This window comes from Kitasatospora sp. NPDC058190 (genome assembly GCF_042883685.1).
In the GTDB taxonomy this organism is placed as follows: Bacteria; Actinomycetota; Actinomycetes; order Streptomycetales; family Streptomycetaceae; genus Kitasatospora.
On the sequence record NZ_JBHVVI010000016.1, the window covers coordinates 63,041 to 79,104 of the forward strand.

The following is a 16,064-nucleotide window of genomic DNA, read 5'->3' on the forward strand; positions in this document are numbered from 1 at the left end:
GGGGCCTAGCGTACGGTGCGGCGGGGGCGCGGCGGGGCCCCTGGGGGCGCTCCGGGACCCCCTGCGGGCTCTACGCGCGAAGATAGCGCGTGTGCGATCCGGAAACCATACTTAAAGGTCCACGCCCGGCCACCGTCGCCACGGGCGGTCCCCCTCTCCTCAGCACCCCCACAGAGGACGCCCAGCCATGCCAGTGGTCCAGCCGACCACCGAGTCGCCCGAGCCCGCCGACGCCGCGCCCCAGCCCCCCACGGGTGCACTGGACCGCTACTTCCGGATCAGTGAGCGCGGCTCCACCCTGCCGCGCGAGATCCGCGGCGGTGTCGCCACCTTCTTCACCATGGCGTACATCCTGGTGCTGAACCCGATCATCCTGGCCAGCGCCACGGACATGACCGGGGCCCACCTGAACAGCGCCCAGCTGGTCACCGCCACCGCGCTCACCGCGGGTCTCACCACCCTGCTGATGGGCGTGGTCGGCAACGTGCCGATCGGCCTGGCGGCCGGCCTCGGCGTCAACACCATCGTGGCGCTGCAGCTCGCGCCCAGGATGACCTGGCCGGACGCCATGGGCATGGTGGTGCTGGCCGGCTTCGCGATCATGCTGCTGGTCGCCACCGGCCTGCGCGAGCGGGTCATGAACGCCGTCCCGCTCGGCCTGCGCAAGGCCATCGCGATCGGCATCGGCCTGTTCATCAGCCTGGTCGGCCTGGTCGACTCCGGCTTCGTCACCCGCATCCCGGACGTCGCCCACACCACCGTCCCGCTGCAGCTCGGCGGCAACGGCCACCTGCTCGGCTGGCCGGTGCTGGTCTTCGTCGTCGGCCTGGTGCTCACCCTGATCCTGGTGATCCGCAAGGTGCCCGGCGCGATCCTGATCAGCATCGCGAGCTCCACCGTGCTCGCCGTGGTGATCGACAAGGTGGTCGACATCCCGGCGCTCAAGTGGGGCCTCACCGTCCCGACCTGGCCCGGCAACCCGGTGGCCGCCCCGGACTTCGGCCTGGTCGGCAAGGTCAGCCTGTTCGGCGGCTTCGAGAAGGTCGGCGTGCTCACCGGCCTGCTGTTCGTCTTCACCGTGCTGATGTCCTGCTTCTTCGACGCGATGGGCACCATCCTCGGCGTCGCCGACGAGGCCCACCTGCTGGACCGGAACGGCGACCTGCCGGGCATCAACAAGGTCCTGATGGTCGACGGCATCGCCACCGCGGCCGGCGGCGCCACCTCCGCCTCCGCCAACACCTGCTTCGTCGAGTCCACCGCCGGTGTCGGCGAGGGCGCCCGGACCGGCTTCGCCTCGATCGTCACCGGCCTGCTCTTCATGGTGGCGCTCTTCCTCACCCCGCTGGCCACCATGGTCCCGGCCCAGGCCGCCACCCCGGCGCTGGTCACGGTCGGCTTCCTGATCCTGGCGAACTCCGTCAAGGAGATCGACTGGGCCGACTACTCCATCGCGATCCCGGCCTTCCTGACCATCGTGATGATGCCGTTCACCTACTCGATCACCAACGGCATCGGCTTCGGCTTCATCGCCTTCTGCATCCTGCGCGTGGCCGCCGGCCGCGGCCGCAGCGTGCCGGCCCCGCTGTACGCGGTGGCGGCGGTGTTCGCCTTCTACTACCTGATGCCGGCCTTCGGCCTGCTCTGACGGCCGTCCTGCCCGCTTCGCGGCCCCGCCCTCCGGTCCTGGAGGGCGGGGCCGCGTCGTGCCCGCACCGGGTCAGTGGACGCAGAACTCGTTGCCCTCCGGGTCCTGCATGACGGTCCATTCGCCGCCGGGCTCCTTGACGTCCCGGAGCGCGGTGGCGCCGAGGGCTCCGAGGCGGGTGACGGTGGCCGCGCGCTCGCCCGGGCCGGGGTGGACGTCCAGGTGGAGGCGGTTCTTGCCGCGCCTGGTCTCCGGGACGGCCTGGAAGAGGACGCGGCGCCCGAGGCCGGTGTCCGAGGCGGGGTCGTACGGGTCCTCGGGGTGGCGGACGGCGGCGAGGGTGCGCCAGGCGGGGCGGCCGTCCAGCTCGGTGAGGTCCTCCGAGGTGATCGCGCCGGCGCCGAGCAGGCGGGTGATCAGGGTGCTGTGGTCCTCGACGGTGTAGTCGAGGGCGGCGCCCCAGAAGGCGGCCTGGCGGTGCGGGTCGGTGCAGTCGATGACGAGCTTCCAGTGCAGCGGCATGTAACCGTTTATATCGGTTACGCGGCGGCGCGGGCAATCACCGACGGTCGGAGGATCGCGCCGAAGCTGTCAAAAAGGCGATCGTGTAGGGCAATTGACGGTGGGCATACTGCCTGGACGGAGACGGGGAGGGGACTCGACCGATGGTGCAACAGGATCCGCCGGGGGGCGTTGAGGCGCGGCTGCTGCCGGAGTTGTTCTGGCGGGCGGACAAGGCCTCGCTGGACGGCCAGCGCGAGACGCTGCGCTGGCACCGCGGACTGATCGCGATGCTGGTGATCGCCGCGCTGATCGGGTCGCTCCCGGGCCCGGACCACAAGGGCGACAGCGATATCAAGCCACTGTTCTCGGTGGCCGCCTTCCTGATCGCCGGCTACTTCTGGTCCCGGCTGCGCCGCGGCAACCCGCAGGGCCGCTGGTACGAGGCGCGGGCGGCGGCCGAGTCGGTCAAGACGCTGGCCTGGAAGTACAGCGTCCGGGCCCGGCCGTTCGGCGGCGAGGCCGAGTCGGCGGACGCCGACCGCGGCTACCTGCTCCAGGTCGAGGACGTGCTGCGGGCCTTCGAGGACCCGGAGATCGTGCCGCCCGGCGCCGTCCCGGAGATCACCGAGGAGATGCGGCGCGCCCGGGCCGACAGCCTGACCGCCCGGCGCACCCTCTACCTGCGCACCCGGGTGGAGGGCCAGCGCACCTGGTACCGCTCGCGGGCCGAGTCCTGCGAGTCCCAGGCGGTCTCCTGGGGGCTCGGCATCGCGGCGCTGATCATCATCGGTGCGGCGGCGGCGATCGCCCAGGCCACCGGCGCCCTTGAAGTGCACATCTTCGGAGCCAGCTCGGCCGCGGCCGCCGCGATCATCGCCTGGACGCAGCTCAAGCAGCTGCGCCCGCTGGCCGCCGCCTACCAGCTGGCCGCGCGCGAGCTGGAGAACGTCGGCAACCAGCTCTCCGACCTCGACCTCAAGACGCCGGACGCCGAGGAGCGCTGGGCACGGCTGGCCGCCGAGGCGGAGGACGCGGTCTCCCGCGAGCACACCACCTGGCGGGCCCGCCGGGCGTTCCCGCGCTAGGGGCGCCCGGGCGCCTCCCGGCCGGGCCGGTGGGGTCCTCCCGGCCGGGTCCGCCAGTCCAACTCCGGGAAGAGGCTGGGGAGATCCGGCGAAGCACGGGCCACGCCGGGGCCACAGGTGTGCGGGGTGCGTGAGGGTAGGGCGGCAAGGGCCGGACCGTGACCATTACGTGTCCATGCCCTGGTTTCATCGCCTCCGCGCGCACCCGAAGCACCTGCCCGGAGGCCCCCCCTTGCGCATTCTCCTGATCGCGACCGCGTTCAACAGCCTGACCCAGCGTGTCCACACCGAGCTGCGCGAGCGCGGCCACCAGGTGGCCGTCCAACTCGCGCTCGGCGACGACCAGATGCGGGCCGTGGTGGCCCGGGTCGACCCGGAGCTGATCCTCTGCCCGATGCTCACCAAGGCCGTCCCGGCGGACATCTGGTCCACCCGGACGGTCCTGATCGTGCACCCGGGCCCGAAGGGCGACCGCGGCCCCTCCTCGCTCGACTGGGCGATCACCGAGGGCGTGCCGCGCTGGGGCGTCACCGTGCTGCAGGCCGTCGAGGAGATGGACGCGGGCGACATCTGGGCGTCCGTCGACTTCCCCGTCCCCGACTGCGGCAAGAGCGAGCTGTACCGGGGCGAGGTCGCCGACGCCGCCGTCGAGGCCGTCCTGCTGGCCGTCCAGCGGTACGAGGGCGGGTTGTTCACCCCCGAGCCGCTGGACTACGCCCGCCCGGACGTGCGCGGCGAGCTGCGGCCCTTCCTGCGCCAGGAGGCCCGCCGGATCGACTGGGAGCAGGACGACACCGCCACCGTGCTGCGCAAGCTGCGCGCCGCGGACTCCCAGCCCGGCGTCCTGGACGAGCTGTACGGGCGGGAGTTCTTCCTGCACGGCGGCCACCCCGAGGACGAGTTGCGCGGCCCGCGGCCCGGCGCGGTCATCGCCACCCGGGACGGCGCGATCTGCCGGGCCACCGTGGACGGCGCGGTCTGGATCCCGCAGCTGCGCCCGCGCCGCACCCCCGGCGGGCCGGTCACCTTCAAGCTGCCGGCCGCGACGGTGCTCGCCGACGAGCTGCACCGGGTCCGCGAGGTGCCGGTGACCCCGGTCGAGGCCGCCCGCCGGGACACCTGGTCGGAGCTGCGCTACCGCGAGGACGGCGACGTCGGCTACCTCGAATTCGCCTACGCGGGCGGGGCGATGAGCACCGAGCAGTGCCGCCGGCTGCTCGCCGCCTACCGGATGGCCGCCGACCGGCCCACCTCGGTGCTGGTGCTCGGCGCGCCCCGGGACTTCTACTCGAACGGGATCCACCTCAACGTCATCGAGGGCGCGGCCTTCCCGGCGCTGGAGTCCTGGGAGAACATCAACGCGATGGACGACCTGGTCGAGGCGATCCTGACCACCGGCGACAAGCTGACCGTCGCCGCGCTGGCCGGGAACGCGGCGGCCGGCGGCCTGATGCTGGCGCTCGCCGCCGACGAGGTGTGGTGCCGGGAGTCGGCGGTGCTCAACCCGCACTACCGGCTGATGGGCCTGTACGGCTCCGAGTACTGGACGTACACCCTGCCCGCCCGGGTCGGTGCGGAGCAGGCCGAGCAGCTCACCACCGAGGCGCTGCCGGTCGGGGCCGAACACGCCCGTCGGATCGGCCTGGTGGACCGTACGACCGGCGGGGACGCCGCCGAGTTCCGCCGCTGGGTGGCCCGGGAGGCCGCCCGGCTGGCCGACTCGCCGGAGCTCACCGGGCGGCTGGTGGACAAGAAGCGCCGCCGCGCCGAGGACGAGGAGGCCAAGCCACTGGCCGAGTACCGCGCGGAGGAACTGCGCCGGATGCACGCCAATTTCTACCGGGCGGGCGAGCCGTACCACGGGCTGCGGCGGGACTTCGTGCGCAAGGTCTGCCCGGTGGCCACGCCGGAGCACCTGACCGGGCTGCTCGGGCAGCCGGAGTAGTCGGATTGCCGCAGTAGCCGGAGCCGTCAGCCGGAGGCTCAGCGGTGACGCGGCGACGCGGTGACGCGGCGACGAACGAAACGACGTCCGGCCGGGGTGGGGGACCCGGCCGGACGTCGTTCCGTTCGTCACCGCCCCGGTTCAGCGCCGGGCGCCCGCCTCGCCCACCGGCCGCCGCTGCTGCTGCGGCGGCACCCGGCCGGGCTGTCCGGCCTTCGGGGTGAAGGAGGCGCGCGGCGGCAGCGGGGCGGCCGGGCCGGCCAGCAGCGGCTGCGCGGAGGTCTTGCTCGGCGAGACCGCGAAGGCCAGCGCACCGAAGAACACGTAGCAGCCCAGTCCGACCCCGAGCGGGAAGATGAACTCCAGCGCCATCACACCGTCCGCGGTGGAGTGCGAGTAGTCCAGCTGGACCGACAGCGCCGCCATCCCGGTGTAGTGCATGGCGCACACCGCCACGCCCATCACCGGCGCCGCCGCCAGGACGGCGAGGGTGCCGCGGATGTTCAGCGCGGCCCAGAGCGCGGCGGTCGCCGCGACCACGGCGATGGCGATCGAGCCGGCCACGGTGAGGTGGTCGTAGCCGAGGTGGCCGGGCAGCACCATCGCGGCCATGCCGAGGTAGTGCATCGCGGCGACCCCGAGTCCGGTGGTCAGCCCGCCGATCAGCAGGGACAGGACGGGACGGCTGCGCCAGTACCCGACAGTGAACAGCCCGATGCCGACGACGGCGACGGCGACCAGCAGGCTGAGCACGGTCAGCCCGGGCTGGTAGGTGATGTCGACGCCGCTGACCGAGAAGCCGAGCATGGCGATGAAGTGCATGGACCAGATGCCGGCACCGAGCGAGGTCGAGGCGAACAGCAGCCAGACGACCCGGCTGCGGCCCTGCGAGATGAGCGCCCAGCGGGCGCTGCGCAGGGCGACGAAGGCGCCGAGGCAGGCGACGAAGTACGAGACCGCCGGTGTCACCCAGCCGTGGTCGGCATGATGGATCTCACCCAAGAGAGCTCCCTGGACGGATGCGGGGATGCGGGCGCCAGGGCTCGGGCGGAGACGGGGGACCGGGGGCGGGGGGAACGGTGGAACGCGCGGAGACGGGCGCGGAGGGGGCTCCGCCAAGGGGAGACCTGGCGTGTGGTGCCCCTGACAACGGGGACAGTATCCACTGACCGGTGGTCGCACAAGGTTCGTGTTTTTCGTGAAGTCCCAGGTCAGCGTGGACCTTTACGTGTCCTGCAAGATCTTGGCACCAAGCCCTGACACCGCCTGCGCACGGCCCCCAGGCCCGTTTGTCGGTTACTCCAGCGGGGCTAGCCCGAACGGGTGGCCGGCCGGGTCGATCAGCACCTTGAGCGTGCGGCCGTGCTGGTAGCTGGGCTCGGTCGCGCCCAGCTCGAGGGCCTTGGCGGTCGCCTCGTCCAGGTCGTCGACGTAGAAGTCGAGGTGGAAGTGCTTGCTGCCGTCCGGCTCGGTCCACGGCTGGGGCCGGTAGCCCGTCACCCGTCCGAAGCCCAGCGGGCTGCCGCCCTCCGGGTTGTCCAGGATCGCGAAGTGCTCGTCCACGTGCCGGGTCTCCCAGCCCAGGAGCTCGCCGTAGAAGGAGGCCAGCGCGACCGGGTCGGCGCAGTCGATGGTGACCATGGCGAGCCGGGCGAAGCCGGTGTCGTCCTGCCCCTGCGGCCCGGACTGCCCGGACTGCCCGGGCGTGGCGGACTGCTCGTACGGCGCGGGCGGCGCGTACGGCACGTACGGCCCGGTTTGCTCGGCGGCGAGATCGGACATGGCTGGTCGGGCCTTCCTGGAGTCGGGAGTGGTGACCCATGACCAATATGGCACCGGGTCGATCTTCCGGCGCGGTGGGAACCCGTTTTTCCTTAGCGAGAGTAATGACGTAAGCTAAAGAGATGCCCGAGATGTCCGAGCAGGACCTCGCAGCGATCTCACAGCTGCGGTCGTCCACGATGCGCCTCTCCCGACGACTCAAACACCAGCGGGTGGAGGAGTCGCTGAGTCCCACCGAGATAGGGGTGCTGGGCACCCTCGCCCGGTGCGGGAAGGCGACACCGGGTGAGCTCGCCCGGAAGGAGCACGTACAGCCTCCTTCGATGACCAGGATCGTCGCGATGCTGGAGGAGAAGGGGCTGGTGCGGCGCGAGCCGCACCCCGAGGACCGCCGCCAGGTGGTCGTCAGCAGCACCGAGCAGGCCGAGGCGATCCTCGCGGAGAGCCGTCGGCGCCGAAACGTCTGGCTCGCCGAGCTCGCCCAAGGGCTCGACGACGAGGAGTGGGCCGTCCTCCGGGAGGCCGCGCCCGTGCTCTACAAGCTCGCACACCTCTAGGCATACCGACTCCGGCAAGCCGCCGGGAGAAGAAGGAGTCCGCATCACCGCAGGACCGACCACCGACACCAGGAGCGCGACGGCCACCGCCAGGGCCGTCGCGCCGCGAGGGGAGACCACAGTGACACCGCCGGCCGCAGCCAGCGCCGCCGCCATCCGTACCGACGACCCGACCACCGCCCCCGCCGCGGACAGTGCCGCGGCCGCCGACGCCCAGGCCCCCGCCCCCAGCGGGCTGCCCGGCAGCGGCGACGACGACCCCGACGAACGCACCGCGGCGGACCCCGCCGCTCAGAGCCGAACCCCATCGGCCCGCCCGTCGCCCGCCACCACCCTTTCAGCGACGAGCTCCACTCGGCCCCTCTCATCTCCCACAGGCGCCCGCTTCACGAGGCCCGGGGGGATGTTCTCCTCCCTGCGCGTTCGCAACTACCGCTACTACTTCGCCGGCCAGGTGGTGTCCAACACCGGCACCTGGATGCAGCGGATCGCCCAGGACTGGCTGGTGCTGAGCCTCACCGGCAGCCCGCTCGCGGTCGGCATCACCACCGCCATGCAGTTCCTGCCGATGCTGCTGCTCGGCCTGTTCGGAGGCGTGCTCGCCGACCGGATGCCCAAGCGCCGGCTGCTGATCTACACCCAGGGCACGATGGGCCTGCTCGCCGCGGGCCTGGCCGTGCTGACCGTCAGCGGCATCGTGACGCCGTACTACGTGTACGCCTTCGCGCTGCTGCTCGGCCTGGTCACCGTGGTGGACAACCCGACCCGGCAGGCCTTCGTCTCCGAGATGGTCGGGCCCAAGGACCTCGCCAACGCCGTCAGCCTGAACGCCGCGAACTTCCAGACCGCCCGCCTGGTCGGCCCGGCCGTCGCGGGTCTGCTGATCGCCGCGGTCGGCAGCGGCTGGGCGTTCGCCGTCAACGCGCTGTCCTTCGCCGCCGTGATCGGCGGGCTGCTCGCGATGCGGGAGAGCGAGCTGCGCCCGACCGAGCCGATCGCCCGCGAGAAGGGCCAGCTGCGCGAGGGCCTGCGCTACGTGAAGGAGCGGCCCGAGCTGCTCTGGCCGATGGTGCTGGCCGGGTTCATCGGCACCTTCGGCTTCAACTTCCCGACGCTGCTGTCCGGTTTCGCGTACGACACCTTCAAGGTGGGCGCCGGGCAGTACGGCCTGCTGAACACCGCGATGGCGGTCGGCTCGCTGGCCGGTGCGCTGCTCGCCGCCCGTCGGGGCGCGCCGCGGCTGCGCCGACTGGTCGGCGCGGCGCTGGCCTTCGGCACGCTGGAGGTGGTCGCGGCCTTCGCGCCCGACTACTGGACCTTCGCGCTGCTGCTGATGCTGATCGGGGTGTTCGGGCTGAGCTTCAACACCTCGGTCAACTCCATGCTGCAGCTGGCCACCGACCCCGAGATGCGCGGCCGGGTGATGGGCCTGCTGGTGCTGGTCTTCACCGGCGGCACGCCGATCGGCGCCCCGGTCGTCGGCTGGGTCACCGCCTCGTACGGGCCCCGGCTCGGCCTGCTGGCCTGCGGCGTGGTGTCCGCGCTGGCGGCCGCCGCGATCGGCGTGGTGCTGGCCCGCAGTGCGGACCTGCGGGTGCGCTTCGACCTGCACCCGGGCCGTGGCGGCCGGGTGGTGGCCGTCGTGCCGCGGACCCGCACGGCGAGCAAGTCGGAGCTGGCTCCGGCCTGCTGACGGTTCATCAGGTTCGTCGGGACTGCCAGGACCCCCGGGGGCTGCCCTCCGGGGGTCCTGCCGTGCGTCAGAGGCGGATGGCCAGCACCTGGCCCGGCCAGATGCCGGTCGGCTGCTCGACCTCGAAGGTCTCGGTCTCGGTGAAGCCGAGCGCCCGGTACTGGGCGACCAGCCTGCGGTCCGCGCCGCCGTAGCAGTCCACCCGCAGCAGGCCGATGCCGCGCCGGCGGGTCTCCTCGATCGCGTCGGCGATCAGCGCGGCGCCGATGCCGGAACCCTTGCGGCTGCGGTCGGTGACCAGATTGCGGACGTACAGCTCGCGCTCGTCCACGGCGGGGATCCACCGGCCGCGCTCCTCGGAGAGCACGCAGCAGCCGACCGTGCGGCCGTCGTCGTCCACGGCGAGGCGGATCAGGAAGGGCTCGGCGGCGTACGAGGAGACCTGGTCGACCCGGGCCGGGTTGGTACTGAACGGCTGGTCGCCCCACTGGCCGGTGCGGCCCTGGCCGGCCAGCCAGGACACGGCGCCGTCGAGCAGGGACAGGATGTCGGGGATGTCCGCGGAACCCCCGTTGCGGATCTTCATGGAGAACCGTTCTACTCCAAACGGCCGATCGAGGGAAGATGGGCCCATGAGGTTGTTCGTGGCGGTCCTCCCGCCGGTCACGGCGCTGCAGGGGCTCGCCGACGCCGTCGCCCCGGTGCGCGGGCTTCCCGGGGCGGACCGGCTGCGCTGGACCACCGCCGAGGGCTGGCACCTCACCCTGGCCTTTCTCGGCCAGGTGCCGGCCGAGCGGCTGCCCGAGCTGGAGACCGGCCTGGCCGCCGTCGCCGAGGTGCACCCGGTGCACCGGCTGCGGATCGCGGGCGCCGGCCGGTTCGGCGACCGGGTGCTCTGGGCCGGGGTGGAGGGCCAGACCTGGGCGCTGCGCCGGCTCGCGGAGGCGGTCGCCGAGGCCACCGCCGAGGCGACCGGGGACACCGACGCCTTCGCCTTCCACCCGCACCTCACGCTGGCCCGGGCCGGCTCCCACCGCGGCCAGCGGCGGGCCGTCCTGCGGGTCGCCGCGGCCGAGCTGGACGCCCTGGCGGCGGCGTTGGCGGAGTACCGGGGGCCGGAGTGGGAGGCCGCCGAGCTGCACCTGATGGAGAGCCGCCAGGACGGGGGCGCCACCCACTACGCGTCGCTGCACTCCTGGGCGCTGACCGACTGGAGCTGAGGCCGGGCCCGGGGGCGGGTCGGTCGTGCCGCCCCCGGGCCCGACGTGGGTCAGCCGGTGTAGTAGCCCTGGACGTCGGCTACGAGGTCGACGTTGCCGTGCGGGTTGTAGAGGTCGATGTAGCCGTCGGCGCTGACCGGGACGATGGTCATGGCGGCGGTGTCCTGCGAGGCCGCGTAGTTGAGGTTGGACGTGCCGGGCACCGGGTCGCCGGACTTGAAGGCGGTGATGTGGCCGTCCTGGTCGGCGTTGGTGCCGGTCAGGTTGATCACGACGGCGGCGATGTTGTCCGGCACGCCGTTGAGGCCGGTGACCTTCACGCGGGTGGTGGAGCCGGGGCCGGGCTGGGCCTGCGGGGCGCCGATGCCCTTGCGGGTGTCGAGCACCCGGGTCGGGGCGGCCGGGATGAACAGGCCGTGCGTGGACGGCACGGTGCTCGCCTGGTTGCCCTCGAACTTGCCGACGTAGTCGACCACCACGTGGGCCGCGCCGGAGTTGGTGTAGAGGGCGAGCTTCCCGTCGCTACCGGTGTAGGCGTACGACAGGTTGGTGACCGTCTGGCCCGCCGAGTAGTTGACGTCCGAGACCCGCCAGGGCTGCTGCCCGGCCGGGTACATGGTGAGGTGGGCGTCCTCGGTCGGCTCGGTGACGGTGGCCTGGACGACCAGGCTGCCGGTGGTCGCGTTCACCGAGGAGACGTCCAGGTTGTAGACGTTGTCCACGCCGCCGAGCAGCTTGCCCGGGTGGCCGCCGATGTCGGTGCGGGTGTCCAGCAGGCGGGTGGGCTTGCCGAGCGAGAAGGTGAAGCCCGGCGCGAGGGAGGGGTTGTCGCTCCGCGGGCTGTACCAGCCCTGCAGGTCGGCGACCAGGTGCACGTTGCCGACGTGGTTGTACAGGTCGACGATGCCGTCCTTGCCGACCTGGACGGTCACCCGGTTGCTGGTGACGTGGTGCCGGGGGTCGATGTTGAGGTTGGACACCGTGGGCACGGTCCCGCCGTCCGGGAACGCGGTGACGAAGCTGTCGTCCGTCGCGTCGACGGCCGTGACGTTCATGACCACGGCGGTCGGCAGCCGGTCGACCGGGACCTGCAGGAGCTTGGCGAAGTCGAGCTTGGTGACGCTGTTCGGGCCGACCTTGCCGCTGGGCGCGCCGTTGCCCACCCGGGTGTCCAGGACGCGGTAGTTCGAGGTCGAGTACCAGACGCTGGCCGGGCCGGTCTGGGTGGCGCCGTCGGCGAAGGCGGCCGGGGCGGCGGGCAGCACGGTGCCGGCCGCGAGGGCGATCGCGGCGATGGCCGCGGCGCGGGATGCGCGCATGGATGTTCCCCCTGATGAGTGGTGGTGTGGCGAGCGGTGGGGCCGGGCCCGACGTGGGTCAGCCGGTGTAGTAGCCCTGGACGTCGGCCACGAGGTCGACGTTGCCGTGCGGGTTGTAGAGGTCGATGTAGCCGTCGGCGCTGACCGGGACGATGGTCATGGCGGCGGTGTCCTGCGAGGCCGCGTAGTTGAGGTTGGACGTGCCGGGCACCGGGTCGCCGGACTTGAAGGCGGTGATGTGGCCGTCCTGGTCGGCGTTGGTGCCGGTCAGGTTGATCACGACGGCGGCGATGTTGTCCGGCACGCCGTTGAGGCCGGTGACCTTCACGCGGGTGGTGGAGCCGGGGCCGGGCTGGGCCTGCGGGGCGCCGATGCCCTTGCGGGTGTCGAGCACCCGGGTCGGGGCGGCCGGGACGAACAGGCCGTGGTCGGCGGCGTCACCGGTGGCGTTGAGGAACTTGCCGAGGTAGTCGATCACCACGTGCGTCGCGCCGGAGTTCGTGTAGAGCGCGAGGCCGTCGCGGCCGGCGTAGGCGTAGGAGACGTTGGTGACGGTCTGGCCCGCGTCGAAGTTGACGTCGGAGGTCTTCCACGGGTCCTGGAGCGCCGGGTACATGGTGAGGTGGGCGGGCTCGGTCGGCTCGGTGACGGTGGCCTGGACGACCAGGCTGCCGCCGCCCGACGCGACCGAGGAGACGTCCATGGCGAAGACGCCGTCCTCCCCGCTGGTGAGCTTGCCCGGGTGGCCGCCGACCTCGGTGCGGGTGTCCAGCAGGCGGGTGGGCGCGGCCAGGGCGAAGGTGGAGCCCGGGTAGCCGTTGGCGCCCCTGGCCGTGTAGAAGCCCTGCAGGTCGGCGACCAGGTGCACGTTGCCGACGTGGTTGTAGAGGTCGACCATGCCGTCGGCGCCGACCTGGACCGTCACCCGGTTGGTGGTGACCAGGTGCTTCGGGGAGACGTTGAGGTTGGACACCGTCGGGACGGCCTGGCCGTCGGGGTAGGCGGTGACGAAGCTGTCGTCGGTCGCCCCGACGGCGGTCACGTTCATGACCACGGCGGTGGGCGTGGCGCCGCTGGTCAGCCCGAGGATCTTCTTGATGTCGAGCTTGACGACGCCGTCGGGGCCGACCTTGCCGCTGGGCGCGCCGTTGCCGACGCGGGTGTCCAGGACGCGGTAGTTCGACACCGGGAACCAGGTGCTGTCGACGCCGACCTGGGCGCCGTCCGCGGCGGAGGCGGTGGCGGCCGACGGCAGGACGGTGCCCGCGGCGAGGAGGAGGGCGGCCAGAGCGGCCGTCCGGGATGCGCGCATGAGAAGGTTCCCCCTGATTTTGTGAAGATCACATGATCGTGTCGGGGGTCATGGTAGCGGGGTGCTCGGAGCGCCGGTCAACGGGATAACTTCCTTGCGACCGAGCCTGGTTCGAGTGCGGACGAAGCGGCCGTCGCCGACCGCCGTCGCGGGTGCCGGGTGGCCTCGCCGACCGGCCCGGGGTGAGCCGGAGGTACGCTCGTTGACCGTGGACCCAAAGACTCGCATGCGTATCGTGACCGGCACCCTGCTGCTCCTGCTGGTCATCGTGCTGATCAGCTCGCTGGCCGGCAAGTAGGCCCGGAACGGCGTGAGGGCCACCGCCCGCAGGCGGTGGCCCTCAGTCGCGCTCAGGTGGCGCGTCGTGCTCGGGAGGTGGTCAGAGCTGCTCGACCACGTAGTCGATGCACTGGGTGAGCGCCTCGACGTCCGCCGGGTCGATCGCCGGGAACATCGCGATGCGCAGCTGGTTGCGGCCCAGCTTGCGGTACGGCTCGGTGTCCACGATGCCGTTGGCGCGCAGTGCCTTGGCGACCGCGGCGGCGTCCACCGACTCGTCGAAGTCGATGGTGCCGACCACCTGGGAGCGCTCGGCGGGGTTCGCCACGAACGGGTTGGCGAAGGAGGACTTCTCGGCCCAGGCGTACAGCCGGGACGAGGAATCAGCCGTACGGGCGACCGCCCAGTCCAGCCCGCCGTTGCCGTTCAGCCACTCCAGCTGGTCGGCCAGCAGGAACAGGGTGGCGATCGACGGGGTGTTGTACGTCTGGTCCTTCGACGAGTTGTCGACGGCCGTCGGCAGCGAGAAGAACGGCGGGATGTAGCGGCCGGAGCCGGCGATCTCGGCGGCGCGCTCCAGGGCGGCCGGGGAGAAGGTGGCCAGCCACAGGCCGCCCTCGGAGGCGAAGGACTTCTGCGGGGCGAAGTAGTAGACGTCGGTCTCGGTGATGTCCACCGGCAGGCCGCCGGCGCCCGAGGTGGCGTCCACCAGGACCAGCGAGCCCTCGTCCGCGCCCACCGGGCGCTTGATCGGCATCGCGACGCCGGTCGAGGTCTCGTTGTGGGTGAGGCCGTAGACGTCCACGCCCGCCTCGGCGACCGGCAGCGGGTGGGTGCCCGGGGCGGTCTTGATCACGGTCGGCTCGGCCAGCCACGGCGCGGCCTTGACCGAGGAGGCGAACTTCGAGGAGAACTCGCCGAAGTCCAGGTGCTGGGACTTCTCCCGCACCAGACCGAAGGCGGCGATGTCCCAGAAGGCCGTGGAGCCGCCGTTGCCGAGGACGACCTGGTAGTCCTCCGGCAGCGAGAAGAGGCTGCTCACGCCCTCGCGCACGCGCTTGACCAGGTTCTTGACCGGGGCCTGGCGGTGCGAGGTGCCGAGCAGGGAGGTCTGGGTGGCGGCGAGGGCACTCAGTGCCTCGGGGCGCACCTTGGACGGTCCGCAGCCGAAACGGCCGTCTGCGGGCTTGATGTCAGCGGGGATCTGGATCTGAGCCACGCGCGCAGCCTACCGGCCGGGGCCTCGCCCGGGGTACGGTCGTCCGCCCGCTGAGACTGTGATCTTCGCTGCCCGCCGGACGCCGACAGCGGGCCCGGCCGAGGCCGGACCCGCTGGTCAGAGGTGGTGCACGGGGACGCGCTCAGCGTGCTCAGCGGGCGATGGCGTCCCAGCCCTCGATCTCCTCGGGGCGGCGCGGGCCGGGGCCCACGTAGCGCGCGGAGGGGCGCACGAGGCGACCGGTGCGCTTCTGCTCCAGGATGTGCGCCGACCAGCCCGCCGTCCGCGCGCAGGTGAACATCGAGGTGAACATGTGCGCCGGGACCTCGGCGAAGTCCAGCATGATGGCGGCCCAGAACTCGACGTTGGTGGCCAGCACGCGGTCCGGGCGGCGGTTGTGCAGCTCCTCCAGCGCGGCCTTCTCCAGCGCCTCGGCGACCTCGAAGCGCGGCGCGCCGAGCTCCTTGGCGGTGCGGCGCAGCACGCGGGCGCGCGGGTCCTCGGCGCGGTAGACGCGGTGGCCGAAGCCCATCAGCCGCTCGCCCTTGTCCAGCGCGTCCTTGACCCACTTGGTGGCGTCGCCGGTGCGCTCGATCTCCTCGATCATGCCCAGCACACGGGACGGCGCGCCGCCGTGCAGCGGGCCGGACATCGCGCCGACCGCACCGGAGAGCGCGGCCGCGACGTCGGCGCCGGTGGAGGCGATGACCCGGGCGGTGAAGGTGGAGGCGTTCATGCCGTGCTCGGCGGCCGAGGTCCAGTAGGCGTCGACGGCCTTGACGTGCTTCGGGTCCGGCTCGCCGCGCCAGCGGATCATGAACCGCTCGACGACCGTCTCGGCCTTGTCGATCTCGCTCTGCGGGACCATCGGCAGGCCCTGGCCGCGGGCGGACTGGGCGACGTAGGACAGCGCCATCACGGCGGCGCGGGCGAGGTCGTCGCGGGCCTGCTCGGCGGAGATGTCGAGCAGCGGCTTGAGGCCCCAGACCGGGGCGAGCATGGCGAGCGCGGACTGGACGTCGACCCGGATGTCGCCGGAGTGCACGGGGATCGGGAAGGGCTCGGCGGCCGGCAGGCCGGGGTTGAACTTGCCGTCCACCAGCAGGCCCCACACGTGGCCGAAGGAGACGTGGCCGACCAGGTCGTCGATGTCGACACCGCGGTACCGCAGCGCGCCGCCTTCACGGTCGGGTTCGGCGATCTCGCTCTCGAACGCGACGACTCCCTCAAGCCCGGGTACGAAGTCGGACATACGACGGCTCCTTCAGTTCTGCGATCGGTGCTCCGCCGTGGTGGGGCGGCGCGCCAGTGACCGAATCGTGGTTGGCACTCGGTGCCAGAGTGACAGGCACGGGGTGCATTGCGCCATACACCACCGTGGTGATGTTGCCCGCGGGCCCGGTTGACTTTCCGCCGAGGGTCGGTCGTGCCCGGGGGAGACCCGGAACCAAACATCTGGTTCCGGACAATTCCCCGTACGGCGGGCGGCCAAGCGGTGGCG

Annotated in this window: 14 protein-coding genes; 6 read left to right on the forward strand and 8 right to left on the reverse strand. The window is 72.3% G+C overall.

What is annotated here, in order from left to right; translation table 11 throughout:
- Window positions 1–187 precede the first annotated feature (187 nt).
- Entirely contained in the window at window positions 188–1,648 is a 1,461-nt protein-coding gene (locus tag ACFVWU_RS10350; protein WP_387617781.1) for an NCS2 family permease, read from the forward strand.
- Between the two features lie 72 nt (window positions 1,649–1,720).
- On the opposite strand, the gene ACFVWU_RS10355 is transcribed toward ACFVWU_RS10350, so the two are convergent.
- Complete coding sequence (locus ACFVWU_RS10355) at window positions 1,721–2,170, reverse strand: VOC family protein (RefSeq protein WP_387617783.1); 450 nt, start codon at window positions 2,168–2,170, stop codon at window positions 1,721–1,723.
- Window positions 2,171–2,313: 143 nt separating this feature from the next.
- On the opposite strand from ACFVWU_RS10355, the gene ACFVWU_RS10360 reads away from it, so the two are divergent.
- On the forward strand, window positions 2,314–3,237 hold the full coding sequence (locus ACFVWU_RS10360; protein WP_387617785.1) for a DUF4231 domain-containing protein: 924 nt from the start codon (window positions 2,314–2,316) through the stop codon (window positions 3,235–3,237).
- 232 nt (window positions 3,238–3,469) lie between these two features.
- Window positions 3,470–5,182, forward strand: a complete 1,713-nt coding sequence (locus ACFVWU_RS10365) for a hydrogenase maturation protein (RefSeq protein WP_387617787.1) — start codon at window positions 3,470–3,472, stop codon at window positions 5,180–5,182.
- Between the two features lie 141 nt (window positions 5,183–5,323).
- On the opposite strand, the gene ACFVWU_RS10370 is transcribed toward ACFVWU_RS10365, so the two are convergent.
- Both ACFVWU_RS10370 and ACFVWU_RS10375 read right to left on the reverse strand, forming a co-directional pair.
- Window positions 5,324–6,184 (reverse strand): MHYT domain-containing protein, encoded by an 861-nt coding sequence (locus tag ACFVWU_RS10370; RefSeq protein WP_387617789.1) that lies wholly within the window; start codon window positions 6,182–6,184, stop codon window positions 5,324–5,326.
- Window positions 6,185–6,478: 294 nt separating this feature from the next.
- Window positions 6,479–6,964 carry a VOC family protein gene (locus ACFVWU_RS10375; protein ID WP_387617791.1) on the reverse strand — a complete coding sequence of 162 codons (486 nt, stop codon included), beginning with the start codon at window positions 6,962–6,964 and terminating at the stop codon, window positions 6,479–6,481.
- Window positions 6,965–7,086: 122 nt separating this feature from the next.
- On the opposite strand from ACFVWU_RS10375, the gene ACFVWU_RS10380 reads away from it, so the two are divergent.
- Window positions 7,087–7,521 (forward strand): MarR family winged helix-turn-helix transcriptional regulator, encoded by a 435-nt coding sequence (locus ACFVWU_RS10380; protein WP_387617793.1) that lies wholly within the window; start codon window positions 7,087–7,089, stop codon window positions 7,519–7,521.
- A 43-nt stretch (window positions 7,522–7,564) separates the two neighbouring features.
- Complete coding sequence (locus ACFVWU_RS10385; protein WP_387617879.1) at window positions 7,565–9,214, forward strand: MFS transporter; 1,650 nt, start codon at window positions 7,565–7,567, stop codon at window positions 9,212–9,214.
- 67 nt (window positions 9,215–9,281) lie between these two features.
- On the opposite strand, the gene ACFVWU_RS10390 is transcribed toward ACFVWU_RS10385, so the two are convergent.
- Complete coding sequence (locus ACFVWU_RS10390) at window positions 9,282–9,800, reverse strand: GNAT family N-acetyltransferase (protein ID WP_387617795.1); 519 nt, start codon at window positions 9,798–9,800, stop codon at window positions 9,282–9,284.
- Window positions 9,801–9,846: 46 nt separating this feature from the next.
- Between ACFVWU_RS10390 and thpR the strand changes: the two genes are divergently transcribed.
- Window positions 9,847–10,434 carry an RNA 2',3'-cyclic phosphodiesterase gene (thpR, locus tag ACFVWU_RS10395; protein ID WP_387617797.1) on the forward strand — a complete coding sequence of 196 codons (588 nt, stop codon included), beginning with the start codon at window positions 9,847–9,849 and terminating at the stop codon, window positions 10,432–10,434.
- 50 nt (window positions 10,435–10,484) lie between these two features.
- Here thpR and ACFVWU_RS10400 read toward each other — a convergent pair whose 3' ends face one another.
- The 4 genes from ACFVWU_RS10400 to ACFVWU_RS10415 all read right to left on the reverse strand — a co-directional run bounded on the left by ACFVWU_RS10400 (window position 10,485) and on the right by ACFVWU_RS10415 (window position 15,815).
- Window positions 10,485–11,753, reverse strand: coding sequence for a hypothetical protein (locus tag ACFVWU_RS10400; RefSeq protein WP_387617799.1), 1,269 nt, complete (start codon window positions 11,751–11,753; stop codon window positions 10,485–10,487).
- Window positions 11,754–11,811: 58 nt separating this feature from the next.
- Window positions 11,812–13,065, reverse strand: coding sequence for a hypothetical protein (locus ACFVWU_RS10405; RefSeq protein WP_387617801.1), 1,254 nt, complete (start codon window positions 13,063–13,065; stop codon window positions 11,812–11,814).
- A 379-nt stretch (window positions 13,066–13,444) separates the two neighbouring features.
- Entirely contained in the window at window positions 13,445–14,563 is a 1,119-nt protein-coding gene (gene serC, locus ACFVWU_RS10410) for a phosphoserine transaminase (protein WP_387617803.1), read from the reverse strand.
- Between the two features lie 151 nt (window positions 14,564–14,714).
- Window positions 14,715–15,815 (reverse strand): citrate synthase 2, encoded by a 1,101-nt coding sequence (locus ACFVWU_RS10415; RefSeq protein ID WP_387617805.1) that lies wholly within the window; start codon window positions 15,813–15,815, stop codon window positions 14,715–14,717.
- Window positions 15,816–16,064 lie beyond the last annotated feature (249 nt).

Excerpts from the sequence above, each read along its gene's own strand:
- ACFVWU_RS10350 (WP_387617781.1), top strand. The coding sequence starts at position 188 with ATGCCAGTGGTCCAGCCGACCACCGAGTCGCCCGAGCCCGCCGACGCC.
- ACFVWU_RS10355 (WP_387617783.1), bottom strand. The coding sequence starts at position 2,170 with ATGCCGCTGCACTGGAAGCTCGTCATCGACTGCACCGACCCGCACCGC.
- ACFVWU_RS10360 (WP_387617785.1), top strand. The coding sequence starts at position 2,314 with ATGGTGCAACAGGATCCGCCGGGGGGCGTTGAGGCGCGGCTGCTGCCG.
- ACFVWU_RS10375 (WP_387617791.1), bottom strand. The coding sequence starts at position 6,964 with ATGTCCGATCTCGCCGCCGAGCAAACCGGGCCGTACGTGCCGTACGCG.
- ACFVWU_RS10380 (WP_387617793.1), top strand. The coding sequence starts at position 7,087 with ATGCCCGAGATGTCCGAGCAGGACCTCGCAGCGATCTCACAGCTGCGG.
- ACFVWU_RS10390 (WP_387617795.1), bottom strand. The coding sequence starts at position 9,800 with ATGAAGATCCGCAACGGGGGTTCCGCGGACATCCCCGACATCCTGTCC.
- thpR (WP_387617797.1), top strand. The coding sequence starts at position 9,847 with ATGAGGTTGTTCGTGGCGGTCCTCCCGCCGGTCACGGCGCTGCAGGGG.
- ACFVWU_RS10400 (WP_387617799.1), bottom strand. The coding sequence starts at position 11,753 with ATGCGCGCATCCCGCGCCGCGGCCATCGCCGCGATCGCCCTCGCGGCC.
- ACFVWU_RS10405 (WP_387617801.1), bottom strand. The coding sequence starts at position 13,065 with ATGCGCGCATCCCGGACGGCCGCTCTGGCCGCCCTCCTCCTCGCCGCG.
- ACFVWU_RS10415 (WP_387617805.1), bottom strand. The coding sequence starts at position 15,815 with ATGTCCGACTTCGTACCCGGGCTTGAGGGAGTCGTCGCGTTCGAGAGC.